This window comes from Corynebacterium evansiae (assembly GCF_027570065.1).
Taxonomy (GTDB): domain Bacteria; phylum Actinomycetota; class Actinomycetes; order Mycobacteriales; family Mycobacteriaceae; genus Corynebacterium; species Corynebacterium evansiae.
In genome coordinates, this window is record NZ_JAKMUT010000001.1 from 148,595 (window position 1) to 164,149 (window position 15,555).

The following is a 15,555-nucleotide window of genomic DNA, read 5'->3' on the forward strand; positions in this document are numbered from 1 at the left end:
CATCTTCTCTACCGCCGTATAAGGTCCGGCGGTGGGGGAGCAGACCTTTAACCTGAAGAGATAACTAACCGAGAGAAACGAGGCTTACCCCATGGGTTCTGTCATCAAGAAGCGCCGCAAGCGCATGTCCAAGAAGAAGCACCGCAAGATGCTGCGCCGGACCCGCGTTCAGCGTAGGAAGCTCGGTAAGTAGCCTTCCGCTGCCGCATATAGAAAGAAACCCACCGCAGGCGCCCTTCAAAAAGGGGCGTGGCCACGGTGGGTTTTTGCGTTCCCGGGTGAGCTTTAGCGCCGCTTCCGCGCCCACATTCCCGCGCCGCCGGCCAGGCCCAGCAGGGCAGCCCCTGCTGCCAGCCGCGCCCCGCCGATGCGCCGGAGCGCGCGGCGCACCCGCCGGTAATCGCGGATCTCCCAGCCGCGTTCCAGTGCCGCCTTGCGCAGCTTGGAATCCGGGTTGATCGCCACGGCCGTGCCCACGGTGGAAAGCATCGGTAGGTCGTTCACGGAATCCGAGTATGCGGTGCAGCGCTGCAGATCCAGTCCCTCGTAGTTGGCCAGGGCGATAACGGCGTGCTTCTTCTCCTCACCGTGCAGCATGTGGCCGACCATCCGCCCGGTGAAGCGCCCATCCTTCACCTCCGCCACGGTGCCGAGCGCGCCGGTGAAACCCAGCTCCTTGGCGATGATCTGCGCCAGCTGCACCGGCGAGGCAGTCACCAGCCACACCTGCTGGCCCGCCTGAATGTGCATGTCGGCCAGCTCCTTGGTGTCCGGGAAGATGCGCTCCGCGATCGTCGCCGCCCAGATCTCCTGGGCCATGTCGATAACCTCGGATTCCTTGCGGCCCTTCACCAGCGCCAGCGCCTGCTCCCGGCCGCTGGAAATGTCGTCCGCGCTTTCTTTGCCCAGCACCCGGAACTTCATCTGCACCCAAATGAAGCCCAGCAGCTGTCGGGCTGTGAAGAAGCGCCGCTTCGCTAGCCCGCGGGCGAAGAGCAGGATCGAGGCGCCCTTGATCAGCGTGTTGTCCACGTCGAAGAACGCGCCGACTCCGGCATCCTGCGGGATCGAGGGGTCGGGGTGATCCAGATGCCGCGGCTTTTCCGCCGACAGCCCCGCGCCCTCCAGGTTGGCCAGCCCGGTGCGCAGCTGGTCGCCCTCGATCTCGTAGCTGTGCGCCAGCTGATCCAGCTGCGCCTCGCTGAGCTCCCAGAGCGCCTGTGGGGCGCCGGTGCCGTACCCGACCTGCAGGTTCTGTGTCGTTGGGGTGGAGTGTTCGTGTTTCTTGGGTTGGGACGCCACCTTCTCCGCCGCCAGACGTTCAGCATCGCTTGAGTGCTTCTCGCGGCGGGATTTTCCTAAACGTTCCTCCCGGAACTCGCGGAGGAATGACTGCGCAGTCAGGGACAGCGCGCGCAGGTATCCCCGCCATTCGCTGCCAATGTCGCGCAATTGCGCCAACAGGGCCGCGCGCTCACCCGCATTCCGGCCTGGGGCCGGGGTGGGGCGGTTCGACGGTTCTAGATCAGGCGCTGCATTCACACACAATAAGTTACCCCGAAAGTGCGACCAGGGCGCTGCCGAGAGCTATTAGTCCGAAGTTGTGCGGCGGGTAGCATGGAAGGCCGTGAACTCTGACAATAATTCCCCAGCCCAGCCCGCACGAGTGCAGCTGATCAGCCGCTCGACGTGCGGCTCCTGTGCCCGCGTGCACCAGCAAATCCTGCCCATCGCACACCGCTTCGGCACGACGGTGGAAGTGATTGAGCTGGACCGTGGTGGCGTCACCAAAGAAAAAGAGGAATTGGCACAAGAGTTCGGCGACCGCGTGCCCGTAGTGCTCGTCGACGACGAGGAGGTCGCGTGCTGGGAAATCGACGATGACGAGCTGATCGCGGCGCTGGAGCAGGGCTAGGGCGCTGTTTTGCCGCTATATAGCAGCCTCGCGAACTCGTTTTGGCAACGGGGTGGGTTAAGGGCTACCGTAGACACTCGTAACTACTTGGGGGTTTAGCCCCGCGCGCGGCCGTCCCCCAAGTGATCCCCGCAGGAGGCATGAAGACATATGAGTAGTAGCACCCGGACTGGTTCCGCGTCGGTGTTGCTGGTCGGACTGTCTTTTCGTTCGGCTCCGGTGACCATGCTGGAGCAGGCGACGGTCGCCGATGCGGACCTGCCGAAGATGCAGCTATCGCTGGTGGATAACGACGTGATCTCCGAATCGCTGGTGCTTTCCACCTGCAACCGCATGGAGTTCTACACGGTCGCCAACGCTTTCCACTCCGGGCTAGATCACGTGGTGGACACGATCGCGCAGTTCTCTGGGCTGGAGACCACCGAGCTGGAGCCGCACTTGTACGTTCATTACGCGGACTCCGCGGCCGAGCACATGCTGAAGGTCGCCTCCGGGCTGGATTCGATGGTCATCGGCGAACAGCAGATCATCGGCCAGATGCGCAGCGCCTACCAGTCTGCCAACGAGACCGGCACGGTCGGGCGCACCCTCCACGACCTGACGCAGCGCGCACTGCGGACGGGCAAGCGCGTGCACTCCGAGACCGCCATCGATTCGGCGGGTGCCTCCATGGTGTCTTTCGCCGTGGACCAGGCGCTGCGCTTCATCGAACCCGCACGTGCTCTTTCTTCTGTTGTGGATGACGCCCCCTCGTCCCAACCCCTCGCCGGCCACCGCGCGCTGATTATCGGTGCGGGGGCTATGGCATCCCTGGCTTCCACCCACCTGGGCAGGCTGGGTATCGACCACGTGACCGTGGCCAACCGCACGCTGTCGCGCGCGGAGAACCTGGTGAACCACGCGCGTGAGGCGGGGGTGGATGCCTCCGCCGTGCCGCTGGACGGGGTGGCAGACTGCCTGAGTGCCGTGGACATTGTGGTTTCCGCAACCGGTGCGGTGGGCAATGTGGTCACCGAGCGGGACGTACGCGCGGCCATGGGGGCAGCTGGCACGAAGGTGCTGATTGATCTGTCCATGCCTGCGGACATCGAGCGTTCCGTGGCTGACATCGACGGCGTGAAGCTGCTGAACATCGAGGAGCTCACGACGATGGCCGGCGACCGGGTGCAGGACGAGGATCCGGCGCGCGAAATCGTGGCCGACGAGCTGCAGAGCTTCCTGGAGCAGCAGCGTGCGCAGTCCGTGGTGCCCACCGTGAAGGCCCTGCGGCAGAAGGCCGGGGAGGTCATGGCCGAAGAGCTGATGACGCTGGAGCGGCTGACCCCCGACATGTCAGAGGCCGACCGCGCGGCTGTGGTCAAGTCGATGAAGCGCGTGGTGGATAAGCTGCTGCACACCCCAACGGTGCAGGCCAAGAAGCTTTCCGCCGGTGGCCAGCAGGTCAGCTACCCGGATGCATTGGCTGCCTTGTTCAACCTGCCCAACGGGATGGTGGATTCGGTGACCCAGCCGGGGCAGACCGACACCAGGCCGGCCCAGACCGCGGGAACCTCTGCCCGTGCCGATCAAATTCCAAGCGCTGCCCGCATTAGCCAGGTAGCGAAGGAGGCTTAAGACTTTCCATGTCCGCAACGTCGAATAGCGCTAATCCCGCTAACGCCACCAACGCCGCTAACTCAGCTAAGTCAGTGGCCGGTGGCGACCGCACTTTCCTGATCGGCACCCGCAGGTCCGCACTGGCTACAACGCAGACCAGCCACGTCCGCGCCGGGATGCAATCCGCTGGCTACGCCGCAGAGCTGCACTTGGTGCAGACCCCGGGCGATGCCTCCCAGGCGGCGCAGACCCCGGTCGCGCAGATTGGCGTGGGAGTGTTCACCGAGACGCTGCGCAAGGCCTTGGAAGCCGGTGAGTGCGACGTGGCCGTGCATTCCTTCAAGGATCTGCCGACTGCTCCGGACCCGCGTTTCCGCACAGTCGTCCCGCGTCGGGTGGACCCGCGCGAGGTGCTGGTCAGCCGAAGCAACCAGCCCCTGCTGGAGCTGCCCCAGGGCGCCAAGGTGGGCACGTCCGCCCCGCGCCGCGTTTCCCAGATCCGCGCGGTGCGCCCGGACCTGGAGCTTATGCCGCTGCGCGGAAACATTGATACCCGCATGGGGCGGACGGAAAAGGATCTGGACGCGGTGGTTCTGGCACGCGCGGGCCTGGAGCGCGTCGGCCAGCTGGACCGCGCCGCCGAGTCGATCGACCCGTCCACGATCATGCCCGCGCCCGCTCAGGGCGCGCTGAGCGTGGAGGTTCGCGCGGATGACGAGGCCGCCTGGCAGGCCGTTCGCCACCTGGATCACCTGCCCAGCCACATGGCTGCCGTGGCCGAGCGCGCCGTGCTGTCCACCCTGGAGGCCGGCTGCACCGCGCCGGTTGCCGCATACTCTGAGTGGGTGGAGCAGGAAGGCACAGAAGGCACAGAAGGCACAGACAAGGGCTACGTCCTGCGCGTATTTGGTGGCGTGTTCGCCATGGATGGTTCCCGCAAGCTGGTGCGCAGCGGCGAGGCTGCCTTCGACATTCCGGATCCGACCGCGGACGAGGGATTCCCAGCCGCCCAGGAGCCCCGCTGGCGCGAGTGCATAGACGCCGCCAGGGCTATAGGCACCGACATAGGTAGAGCGTTACTCGAGGACGGTGCCGCCGAGTTAGTGGCCGAGGCTGAATAGCTTTTTCTTCGGCGCGGCCCCCTGCGGCGCCCCGCCCCCTCAAACTTCACCGGCACCGTGCACGTAGCCACCGGGCTACATGCGCACGGCTGCCCCAAGCAGATTTTTCAAGACACAATTACAGACCCGACAAGTTAGAAAGTTCCACTATGACCGATTCCGGAAATGCCCAGGTAGGAGGCGCTGATTCCGCCGCAGTGGCGGCAGCTGCCGACCTGGCACCCACTGGATGCGGCCGGATCCTCTTCGTGGGCGCGGGCCCCGGAAACCCGGAGCTGCTGACCATCCGCGCGCGCGACATTCTGGAGACCACCGCCCATGCGTGGGTGGATCCGTCGGTATTGGAATCCGTGCAGAATATCATCGCCACCCGCCTGCCGGTGCCGCAGGAGAAGTTGGATGCCGCCGAGGCAGAGTGGGAGGCGAAGGTAAAGGCCGCCAAGGAGGCCGGCGCGCGTCGCCGACCGCCGCGCCCCGCACCGCCGACCGCTGCGGAGATCGTGCTGGCCGCCCCGGCGGACACCGACCCTGAGATTGACGCAGAGGCAAGTGCAGGGGCCAACGCAGGTGCCGGCACAGATACTGGTGCAGATGCTGGCGCAGAGACCTACGGCGAGCCGGTGCCGGATGCCGTCGCCCCGGACGTTCTGGCCGAGCAGATGGTCGCCTGCGCCAAGGCAGGCAACGACGTTGTTCGCCTCGTCGCCGGTAACCCACTGAGCAACCCGGCGGTCATGCACGAGCTGCAGCACGTCGCGGCAAGCCCCGTGGAATTCCAGGTCATCCCCGGCATGACCGGATCCGTGGCCGTTCCCGCCTTCACCGGTATTGGCCTTGGCCCGGACGTCACCGAGGCTGATGTTCGCGGTGGGGCCGACTGGGATCAGCTGGCTGCCTCCGGGCTGCCGTTGATCCTCACCGCCGCCCCGGGTGACCTGGCGACCATCGCGCAGGAGCTGAAGGCCCGCGGCATCGCCGGGACCACTCCAGCGACCGTTACGCTACATGGCACCACCCGCCGCCAGCGCAGCTACGATGCGACTCTGGATACGCTGAAATCCATCACCACCCAGTCCGGCCCCGCCGCCAAGGATGGCGAGCTGCCCGCCGAGCTGATCGTCACGCTGGGTTCCCAGGTGGGCAACCGCTCCAAGTACTCCTGGTGGGAAAACCGCGCCCTGTATGGCTGGACCGTGCTGGTGCCGCGCGCCAAGAACCAGGCCGGCCCCATGAGCGCCCGCCTGGCCTCGCACGGCGCTATCCCCGTGGAGGTGCCCACCATCTCCGTCGAGCCACCTCGTAGCCCCGTGCAGATGGAGCGCGCCATCAAGGGGCTGGTCGATGGCCGCTACCACTGGATCGTCTTCACCAGCGTCAACGCAGTGAAGGCCGTGTGGGAGAAGCTGCGCGAGTTCGGACTCGACGCCCGCGCCCTGGCGGGCGTGCGCGTGGCCGCAGTGGGGCCGAAGACCTCCCAGGCAGTGAAGGACCTGGGAATCACCCCGGAACTGCTGCCGAAGGACGATGCGCGCAACGCAGCCGGCCTGGTGGATGTCTTCCCGCCGCACGACCCAGACCTGGACCTGGTGGATCGCGTGCTGCTGCCGCGCGCCGACATTGCCACCGACGTGCTGGTCGACGGCCTGATCGACCTGGGCTGGGACGTAGAGGACGTCGTGGCCTACCGCACCGTCCGCGCCGCCCCGCCCAGCCCGGAGATCCGCGACATGATCAAGACCGGCGGCTTCGACGCAGTCTGCTTCACCAGCTCCTCGACCGTGAAGAACCTGGTAGGCATCGCGGGCAAGCCGCACACGCGCACCATCATCGCCTGCATCGGGCCGATGGCTGCACAGACCGCTCGCGAGCACGGCCTGCGCGTCGACGTCATGCCCGAGGCCGCTGGCGTGCCGGAGCTTGTGGACGCCCTCGCTGACCACGTGGCTGACCTGCGCGCCAAGGGACAGCTTCCGCCTCCGCGGAAGCGGAGGCGGCGTCGTAAAAAGACGAGCGAGAAGAAGGACACCGGGGCCTAACAAGCCCGTCCGGACGCGGGAGTAGCATCGTTGGCATGACTTCGAACTACACCCCGTTCCGCCGCCCCCGCCGACTCCGCACGACCCCGCAGATGCGCAACTTCACTGCGGAGACGGACCTGAACCCCAACCGGCTGGTGCTGCCGATGTTCATCGCCGATGGGCTGGACGCCCCACGGGACATCACCAGCCTGCCCGGCGTGCAGCAGCACACCGAGGATTCGCTGCTACGCGCGGTGGAGGAAGCCGCGAACGCAGGCGTGGGATCCATCGACCTGTTCGGAGTGCCGCTGGATGAGGACAAGGATGCGACCGGCAGCCAGTCAGTAGCCGAGGACGGCATTCTCAACCGCGGCCTGCGCGCCGTCCGCGAGCGCTTCGGCGACGACATCCTGGTGATGGCCGATACGTGCCTGGACGAGTTCACCGACCACGGCCACTGTGGCGTGCTCTCCACCGACCGCTACGGCCACCAGATCGTGGACAATGACGCAACCCTGCCGCAGTACGCGAAGATGGCAGTTGCGCAGGCCGAGGCCGGCGCGCACATCGTGAGCCCCTCCGGAATGATGGACGGGCAGATCCGCCACATCCGCGAGGCGCTGGACGAGGCCGGCCACCAGGACGTATCGATCATGGCCTACTCCGCGAAGTACGCCTCCGCGTTCTTCGGCCCCTTCCGCGAGGCCGTGGGCTCCTCCCTGCAGGGCGACCGCCGCACCTACCAGCAGGACCCCCGCAACCTGCGGGAATCCATCCTGGAAACCCAGCTGGACATCGACGAGGGGGCGGACATGGTGATGGTCAAGCCCGCGATGCCCTACCTGGACGTACTGCGCGAAGTGGCGAACATGTCCCCGGTGCCCGTGGCTGCTTACCAGGTCTCCGGTGAGTACGCGATGATCTCCGCAGCTGCCCAGAACGGTTGGATCGACGAGGAAGCTGCGATCATGGAATCCATCTATGGCATCCGCCGCGCCGGGGCGGACATCATCCTGACCTACTGGGCAACCCGCGTGGCGCAGATGCTGCAGGGCTAAGATGCTTAACCACCAGTAATCACAGTAGGCTAGATGGCTGTATGAACAGCACCGACAGCAGCGCACATATGAGCACACAGCAACACGACCCCCGCCTCCAGGGTGGTTCCCAGGGCGGCCCCCAGCAGGGATCGCACGGCCAGCAGCCGGGGCCACAGCGGGGCCAGCAGAACCTGCAGGGGCAGCCGGGGCCGCACGGCCCGCAGGGGCCGTATGGTTCACACGGCCCGCAGCAACCCCCGAAGCCGCCGAAGCCTCCGAAGGTGGGGCGGAAGGACGGCCTCGCGCCGAACCTCAAGGAGGCGCCGGAAGACGTCCGCTACGGCGTATGGGCCTGGCTGGCGGTAGCCGTGCTGCAGCTGCTGGCAAGTGTGGTGCAGTTCGTGGCCAACATTGTCGACCCGCGTGCACTGACCCAGAGCAGCCAGGGCATCCTCGATAGCCAAAGCGGCATGTTCGCCAGCGTTCTTGCAGATCAGGATGCCTCCGAGATCGCCACGCAGGTAAACATCAGCTCACTGATGTGGGGCATTATCGCCTCGGCAGCCTGTGCCTACTTGGCCTGGCGCGCAGGCCGCGGAGCTCCGTACTCCCGCCTGTTCTTGAACGTCGCCTCCGTGTTCATGATCTTCAACGCGGTGCTCATCACGTTCGCTAGCGGGCCGGACTTCATGCCCGTAGGCTTCGTGCTGCTCATCGGCATCCTGACCATTCTGTCCGGCGTATGCGCTGCGCTGGGCCTGTGGTTTATGTCCCGCCCGGAGAACCACGACTGGCTGGGTATGCCCAGCGTCAAGGAGATGGAGAAGTACTCCAAGGAGATGGAGGAGTACAAGGCGGAAACGCGGCGTCAGAAAGAAGAGCGAAAAGAACAAAAGAACAGCGACGATAAAGACCGCACCGATCACACCGACCACACCTGGGGAGGGCGCTGACCATGCCCGCGATGTTTCCTTCGATGGTTCCGGGTGGCCAGGATCCTAACCGCGACGTTAAGTACTGGCAGCCCGGGGACCCCACGCCGCGCCTTGTGATCGTCAGCTTCGCCATGCTGGTGGTTGTGGGGCTGCTGATGATCTTCTTCGGCGTGCTGGCCCTGACGGCCTCGTGGGATCGCGAGCCGATGAACGCAGAGGAAGCCGAGAACATGGACTTCGTGCGCAACAACGTGCGCATTCTCGGCGGCATCAACGTCGTAGTCGGCGCGGTGCTGGTCTACTTCTCCCGCGGCGTGCGCGACGGCTACCGCGGCAAGCGCCGCCTGGTGCTGTGGTTCGGCGCGCTGGGCATCCTGTTCATGCTGGCGGGCTGGGTTTTCGGGTTCACCGGCCCCGGCCAGGCCATCATGGCCTTGCTGTTGGCAGTCGCGCTGCTGCTGGCCTACCGCCCTGCGGTTAACCCGTTTTTTGACGCCGGGCATCGGCTCGACGGCCCACCCATCGAAGGCGACGGCACCCTGCCGGGCGACAGCCTGCGGAGCTAGCGAAGATGACTGAGCAGGACTCAAAGATCGTCCCGGCCAGCAGCCGGGCGGCGCGAAAAGCTGCCGTGGGTGTCGACGACGTCGACGAAGCGATCCTGCAGGCCCGCGAGGCGGCGGCGAAGGCCGGCTTCGACATGGACCGCACGCCGTCCACCGAAGAAGAGGCCGACCGGGTGGCACGCGAACACTGGGGGCTTGCCAGTTTCGCCTACCGCCTGGAAGGACTGGAATCCGCGGTGGCCGCCACCACCGTGGAGGAGGAACTCAACGACATTCCGGGCGTGCAGGCCGCGGTGGTGTACTCCACCGGCATGGCGTGGATCTCCGCTGAAGATCACGTGCTGCCCGCCCAGATCCAGGAGGTGCTGGAAAAGCACAACCTGGATAGCTGGCTGACGGATTCCTCCCTGCGCCGCCGCGCCTCGCGGCTGGAGATCGAGGAAACGCGCCGGCGCATGCGGCGCCATGCCAGCGACCACAGAAGGGCATGGGCTGCGGCGGAGAGCCGCAAACGGCGCGACCGGAACAAGGTGGAGATGGATAGGTTCCGCCGCCAGAACCCCTTCGACTCCACCGAGGGTCTGCACACCGCCCGGCAGCTGATTACGCGCATGCGGTTGATCGTCGCCGTGGTGCTGGGGCTGCCGGTGGTGGTTCTGCAGCTGGTTTCCGCCTGGCAGTTCGACTATTGGCAGTGGGTCTGCTTGGCGCTGGCCACCCCAGTGGCGACGTGGTGCGCGTGGCCCTTCCACCGGGCCTTTTTCGGCGGTTTAAGGCGGGGGCAATCCGCCCTGGATGGCGCCAGCTCCGTGGCGATCCTTCTGGCCTACTTGTACTCGGCGTGCACCCTGATTTTCACTTCCGCCGGCAACGTGGGTTGGCACAGCCATCAGGTGCTGTTCGCCGGAGTGTGGTCTGCGCAGGACATTAAGGGAGCAGTTTTCTTCGACGTCGCCTGTGGCGGCACTATCCTGCTGCTTTTCGGCAGGCTACTTTCCCGGCGCACGGCGCTGCGCTCGAAGTCGATCCTATCCGTGCTGACTGTGCCCGCCGCCAAGGAAGTCACGGTGGTGCGCAAGACTCGTAAGTCGAAGACGGAAAAGAAGGACATTCCGATCGCGGAGATCCGCACGGGCGATGACATCATCATTCATACCGGCATGATGGTGCCCAGCGACGGCGAGATCATCAGTGGTAAGTCCCTTGTGGACATGGGGCCCGTCGGCGGTATGCACCGTACTTTCGAGGTCTCAGTCGGCGACCGCATCTTTGCCGGTGCCCGCAATCACGGCGGCACGTTGAAGATGCGCGTGCACGCCACGGGTTCCTCTACGCGCCTGGCCGCCATGCACCGTTGGGTGCGCGGGTCCGCGTTGGACGAGACTCGTCTTACCCAGCTGACAAACCGTACCGCCAGCCTGCTTGTGCCGTGGGCTTTCGTGCTGGCTGCAGTGGACTTCATCGCCTGGCTGGCCATTACTAAGTCCGTCGATGCGGCGATGGCTACCGCCCTCTCCCTGTTGGCAGTCGTCGCGCCGGTTGCCCTGGCTCTGTCTGCGCCGTTGGCGCTGCGTTTGGGGCTGTGGCGTGCTGCCACTGCGGGTGCTCTACTGCGCGATACGAGTACCATTCACAAGCTCGCTGAGGTGGACGCCATCGTCTTCAACCGCGTGGGCACCCTCACCGATGGGCCGATGCATGTCATCGGCGTGACGCCTGTCAAGGGGGAGAACCCGGACCTGATCCTCCGTGTGGCTGGCGCTCTGTCCCTGGAGTCGAATCACGCGGTCTCTCAGGCGCTGGTGCGCGCCGACCGCGAGGCACGCGACAGTGGTGCTGGCGGGGAAGGGATTCCCCACTGGCTGGATGTGGGCGAGGTGAAGATCACCAAGGACGGCACCTTCGAGGGAATGGCGGAGTTGCCGATTGAAGGGGAAATGCGCCACGTCAAGGCACGCCTGTGGCGCCCGCACGACCTGGGCGAGATCCGTGATCCGCGCCTGGCGACGGCAGCTTTGAACGGCGGCTCGCCCGTGATCGTCAGCTGGAAGGGCAAGGACCGCGGCGTCATTAACCTGGCAGATAGTTTCAAGGACGATGCCCCGGCTGCGATCGACCAGCTGGAGGATATGCAGATGGAGACGTACATGCTCTCCCGAGACATCTATCCTGTGGCACGCCGTACGGCGAACGCACTCGGCATCTCCACCGTGTTGGCCGGCATCGCACCGAATCGCAAGGCGGCCACTGTGCGCGGTGTCCACGCCATGGGCGTGCGCGTGGCGATGGTGGGCGATAGTGACGTGCTGGGTGCGCTGCGAGTTGCGGATGTGGGCATCCTCATGACTTCTTCCAACCGCATCGATCCCTCTGCCGCCGAGGTAGCGGACGTGGTGATGCAGCGCGAGGATGTTTCCGCGCTGCCGGAGCTGGTGAACCTGGTTCGACACATCCGCAACACCACTGACTGGAACGTGTGGTTGTCCTGGACCTATAACGCGGTCGGCGCGACTCTAGCAGTCGTCGGCGTGCTCAACCCCCTGCTGGCCACGGTGTTTATGCTGCTCAGTTCCACTTTGATCGAGAGCCGGAGCGCCCGCATTTTGCACCGCAACTACGCGCGCGGCACGCTCCGCCAGACCCACTCGTGGCAGGGCTGGGTGGAGCGCCGGCGGGAGATCCGCGAGTTGCGCAAGCAGGAGAAGCAGCGCGCCGAGGCGATCTCCCTGGCCCGTGCGGAGGCCGCGGACGAGGAGTATGAGCAGTCCCAGCGTTAGCCGCGCTAGGCTGGTGGGGATTGCAAGCTAACCACTAGTGAAGTGGCAGGAAGGATCCTTTTCGTGTCTGTTAATGCCGACCCTCAGCACTCGAATAACTCTCATAACCAGGCCAGCGAGAAGGCCTTCGACCGGGCTCGCACGCTGATCCCGGGCGGGGTGAACTCTCCGGTTCGCGCGTTCGGATCTGTGGGCGGCACCCCGCCGTTTATCACCTCCGCGAAGGGCTCCACGCTGCACGACGTCGACGGCAACTCCTACGTGGACCTGTTTTGCTCCTGGGGCCCGATGATCCACGGGCACGCACACCCGCAGATCGTGGAGGCAGTTCGGGAGGCCGCGGGCCACGGCCTTTCCTTCGGTGCGCCGACCACGATGGAGGTTGACCTGGTAGAGGAGATCGTCCGCCGCACTTCCGTGGAGAAGGCCCGCCTGGTGAACTCCGGCACCGAGGCCACGATGTCCGCCATCCGCCTGGCCCGCGGCTACACGGGCCGCGACAAGATCTTGAAGTTCGAGGGCTGCTACCACGGTCACGTCGATTCGCTGCTGGTGGCGGCCGGTTCCGGAGTGGCTACGTTTGGTCTGCCGGATTCCCCGGGCATCACCAAGGCCGCCGCGGGCGATACCGTCGTGGTGCCTTACCGTGACGTGCAGGCCGTAGAAGATGCGTTTGCCTCCCACGCGGGCGAGATCGCCGCGATCATCGTGGAGGGTGCCGCCGGCAACATGGGCACCGTTAACCCGCATGGCTTCAACGCGGAACTGCAGCGAATTGCCCACGAAAACGGGGCCCTGCTGATCGTCGATGAGGTCATGACGGGCTTCCGCGTCAGCGAGTCCGGCTGGTACGGCAAGGACGGCGTGGCCGGCGACCTGACCACCTTCGGCAAGGTCGTCTCCGGTGGCCTGCCCGCCGCCGCTTTCGGTGGCAAGGCGGAGATCATGGATCACCTCGCGCCGGTGGGGCCGGTCTATCAGGCCGGTACTCTGTCGGGCAATCCAGTTGCAGTCGCCTCGGGCTTGGCCTCTTTGAAGTTGGCTGACGCCGCCGCGTACCAGAAGCTCGATGCGAATGCTGACGCGCTGGCAGGCATCCTGTCCGACGCTTTGACGAAGGCCTCCGTGGCCCACCACATTCAGCGCGCGGGCAGCATGGTGAGCGTGCGCTTCGCCGAGGGGGAGGGTGCGAACTTCGCAGACATGAAGGCCGCGGATACCTTCCGCTACCCGGCCTTCTTCCACGCTTTCTTGGACGGCGGAGTATTCCCGCCGCCAAGCGTGTTTGAGACCTGGTTCGTCTCCACGGCACTGACCGATGCCGACTTCGAGAAGATCGCGGCGGCCGCCACCCCGGCTGCGGAGGCTGCAGCGGCGGCCACCCCTGCGGTTTAAGTTTCGTGCTGGGGTCTAATTCAAGGAATCTAAAACCCCAGTAAGAAGCACTTAAAGCAGGGTTTGCCTTACTTGGGTTGGGGTGCCGGGCACGCTAAGCTAGGTGACCATGGCAACGATCGTTCACCTTGTACGGCACGGAGAAGTGCATAACCCGGATCGCATTCTCTATGGCCGTTTGCCCGGCTATCACCTCTCCGAGCGGGGGCGGAACATGGCGCATGCCACCGCAGCCGACCTCGCTGACCACGACGTGGTGTACCTGGCTGCCTCCCCGCTGCAGCGGGCGCAGGAAACCGCCCGGCCGTTCTCCGAAAAACTGGGCCTGGAGGTCCACACGGACGAGCGCATTATCGAGGCGGGTAACGATTTGCAGGGTCTGCACATCAAGGGCGTACGCAGCGCGCTGTGGAATCCGAAGCGTTGGCCCATGCTGAAGAACCCCACCATCCCCAGCTGGGGCGAGCCCTACCAGGAGATCGCCGACCGGATGTGGGAGGCCGTCGACGCGGCGCGTGAAAAAGCCCGCGGGCACGAGGCAGTGCTAGTCACCCACCAGCTGCCGATCGTGATGATCCAGCGCGACGTGCAGGGCTTGCCCCTGGCGCACAACCCGGCGGATCGCCAATGCGAGTTGGCCTCCGTTACCTCGCTGGTATTCGACGGTGGACAGCTGACGGACATCTACTATTCCGAACCGGCGCAGGAGATTTAAGGTGCGTAAAAAGCTAACGGCAGCGCTCACGGCAACTCTGCTCGCCAGTGGGGCGGCGCTTACCGCCTGCGGTGAGGAAAGCACCGCGGGTAAGGACGCGGTGGCCAGTGGTGGAACGTTTGAATTCGTCGCCCCCGGCGGGCAGACCAGCATCCACTACGAACCAGAGGAGCGCAAGGAAGTCGCCGACTTCACTGGCACCAACCTGGACGGCGGCGATGACATTAACCTTTCGGACTTCGAGGGGCAGGTCGTAGTGCTGAACGCCTGGGGCCAGTGGTGTGGGCCGTGCCGAAGCGAATCCGACGACCTGCAGCGTGTCCAGGAGAAACTGGAGAAGGACGGCGGTGGCACCATCCTGGGCATCAACGTGCGCGACAACGTCAAGGAAAAACCGCAGGATTTTGTGAAGGACAACGGGATCACTTACCCGTCGATCTACGATCCACCGTTTAAGACCGCCCTGGCGCTTGGCGGCGTGCCGGCCTCCGTGATTCCCACCACCATCGTGTTGGATAAGCAGCACCGCCCGGCTCACATCTTCCTGAAGGAGATCACGGACAAGGAACTCTGGGAACAGGTCGAGCCGCTGTTGGACGAGGAAGCGTAAATGATCCTCGCGGAGTCCATCGGAGAGACTTTCGCGGATACGGCCGCAGCCGGTCCGCTACTGCTTGCGTTGCTGGTATCTGCCGCCGCTGGCCTGGTTTCCTTCGCCTCCCCGTGCGTGATTCCGCTGGTACCGGGGTATATTTCCTACCTCGCCGGAGTAGTGGGTGCGGAGACCGAGTACACGGAGCAAGGCACGGTGGTCAAAGCCAGACGCGGCCGGGTAGCCACCGCAGCGCTGCTGTTCGTGCTGGGCTTCACGGTGGTGTTCGTGCTGGCCACAGTCACGGTCTTCGGGGTGATCAGCGCACTGAGGCTGAACCAGGACCTGCTGATGCGCATCGGTGGCGTGGTCACCATAGCCATGGGCGTGGTGTTCATGGGCTTCATTTCCCCTCTGCAGCGCGACACGCGCCTCAGCCCAAAGCGCTGGACCACCATCGCCGGGGCACCGCTGCTGGGCGGAGTGTTCGCTCTGGGCTGGACACCCTGCCTGGGTCCCACATTGGCCTCCATCATTTCGGTATCCGCCGGCACCCAGGGGATGACGGCCGCCCGAGGTGTGATCTTGATCGTCGCTTATTGTCTGGGCCTCGGGCTACCATTCATTGTCGTGGCGCTGGGGTCCTCGAAGGCGCTGACGGGCGTCGGCTGGCTGCGCAAGCACTCCCGCACCATCCAGATGATCGGTGGGGCGCTGCTGGTCATCGTCGGCCTGTTGCTGGTCACCGGGCAGTGGGCGGTGTTCGTGGACTATATCCGGGAGGTATTCATCTCGGATAAGACCCTGCCGATCTAAGCCGATTCGCTGCCGTCGGCTTAAGGGAAAAGGTCGCGGCCGAGAAGTGGGCGTCAATAATAACGAGAG

The 15,555-nt window shown here is 65.2% G+C and carries 14 protein-coding genes; 13 read left to right on the plus strand and 1 reads right to left on the minus strand.

Annotation, left to right across the window (positions count from 1 at the left end):
- The first annotated feature begins 91 nt into the window (after positions 1–91).
- Positions 92–193, plus strand: coding sequence for a 30S ribosomal protein bS22 (locus tag L8V00_RS00625; RefSeq protein WP_003855542.1), 102 nt, complete (start codon positions 92–94; stop codon positions 191–193).
- Positions 194–285: 92 nt separating this feature from the next.
- Here the strand turns inward: L8V00_RS00625 and L8V00_RS00630 are convergent, their stop codons facing one another.
- Positions 286–1,542 carry an HAD family hydrolase gene (locus L8V00_RS00630; protein WP_239316501.1) on the minus strand — a complete coding sequence of 419 codons (1,257 nt, stop codon included), beginning with the start codon at positions 1,540–1,542 and terminating at the stop codon, positions 286–288.
- Between the two features lie 85 nt (positions 1,543–1,627).
- Between L8V00_RS00630 and L8V00_RS00635 the strand changes: the two genes are divergently transcribed.
- The 12 genes from L8V00_RS00635 (at position 1,628) to L8V00_RS00690 (ending at position 15,486) form a co-directional block, all read left to right on the plus strand.
- Complete coding sequence (locus tag L8V00_RS00635; RefSeq protein WP_049048888.1) at positions 1,628–1,915, plus strand: glutaredoxin family protein; 288 nt, start codon at positions 1,628–1,630, stop codon at positions 1,913–1,915.
- A gap of 150 nt (positions 1,916–2,065) precedes the next feature.
- A complete protein-coding gene (locus tag L8V00_RS00640; RefSeq protein WP_239316499.1) occupies positions 2,066–3,529 on the plus strand; it encodes a glutamyl-tRNA reductase in 1,464 nt (487 codons plus the stop codon).
- 8 nt (positions 3,530–3,537) lie between these two features.
- Positions 3,538–4,632: a hydroxymethylbilane synthase gene (gene hemC, locus L8V00_RS00645; RefSeq protein WP_269943933.1), complete on the plus strand. Its 1,095-nt coding sequence runs from the start codon at positions 3,538–3,540 to the stop codon at positions 4,630–4,632.
- Positions 4,633–4,781: 149 nt separating this feature from the next.
- Positions 4,782–6,668 carry a uroporphyrinogen-III synthase gene (locus L8V00_RS00650; protein ID WP_269943934.1) on the plus strand — a complete coding sequence of 629 codons (1,887 nt, stop codon included), beginning with the start codon at positions 4,782–4,784 and terminating at the stop codon, positions 6,666–6,668.
- A gap of 35 nt (positions 6,669–6,703) precedes the next feature.
- Positions 6,704–7,708, plus strand: a complete 1,005-nt coding sequence (hemB, locus tag L8V00_RS00655; protein ID WP_239316497.1) for a porphobilinogen synthase — start codon at positions 6,704–6,706, stop codon at positions 7,706–7,708.
- Between the two features lie 68 nt (positions 7,709–7,776).
- The gene (locus L8V00_RS00660) at positions 7,777–8,643 is read left to right on the plus strand and encodes a hypothetical protein (RefSeq protein WP_269943935.1); all 867 of its coding nucleotides are present in this window, start codon (positions 7,777–7,779) and stop codon (positions 8,641–8,643) included.
- Between the two features lie 2 nt (positions 8,644–8,645).
- Positions 8,646–9,191: a hypothetical protein gene (locus tag L8V00_RS00665; protein ID WP_239316495.1), complete on the plus strand. Its 546-nt coding sequence runs from the start codon at positions 8,646–8,648 to the stop codon at positions 9,189–9,191.
- Positions 9,192–9,196: 5 nt separating this feature from the next.
- Positions 9,197–11,968: a heavy metal translocating P-type ATPase gene (locus L8V00_RS00670; RefSeq protein ID WP_269943936.1), complete on the plus strand. Its 2,772-nt coding sequence runs from the start codon at positions 9,197–9,199 to the stop codon at positions 11,966–11,968.
- Between the two features lie 63 nt (positions 11,969–12,031).
- Positions 12,032–13,363 (plus strand): glutamate-1-semialdehyde 2,1-aminomutase, encoded by a 1,332-nt coding sequence (gene hemL, locus L8V00_RS00675; protein ID WP_269943937.1) that lies wholly within the window; start codon positions 12,032–12,034, stop codon positions 13,361–13,363.
- 109 nt (positions 13,364–13,472) lie between these two features.
- Entirely contained in the window at positions 13,473–14,078 is a 606-nt protein-coding gene (locus L8V00_RS00680; protein WP_269943938.1) for a histidine phosphatase family protein, read from the plus strand.
- A 1-nt stretch (position 14,079) separates the two neighbouring features.
- Positions 14,080–14,688 (plus strand): TlpA disulfide reductase family protein, encoded by a 609-nt coding sequence (locus L8V00_RS00685; protein WP_269943939.1) that lies wholly within the window; start codon positions 14,080–14,082, stop codon positions 14,686–14,688.
- Positions 14,689–15,486, plus strand: coding sequence for a cytochrome c biogenesis CcdA family protein (locus L8V00_RS00690; RefSeq protein ID WP_269943940.1), 798 nt, complete (start codon positions 14,689–14,691; stop codon positions 15,484–15,486).
- Positions 15,487–15,555: the final 69 nt, after the last annotated feature.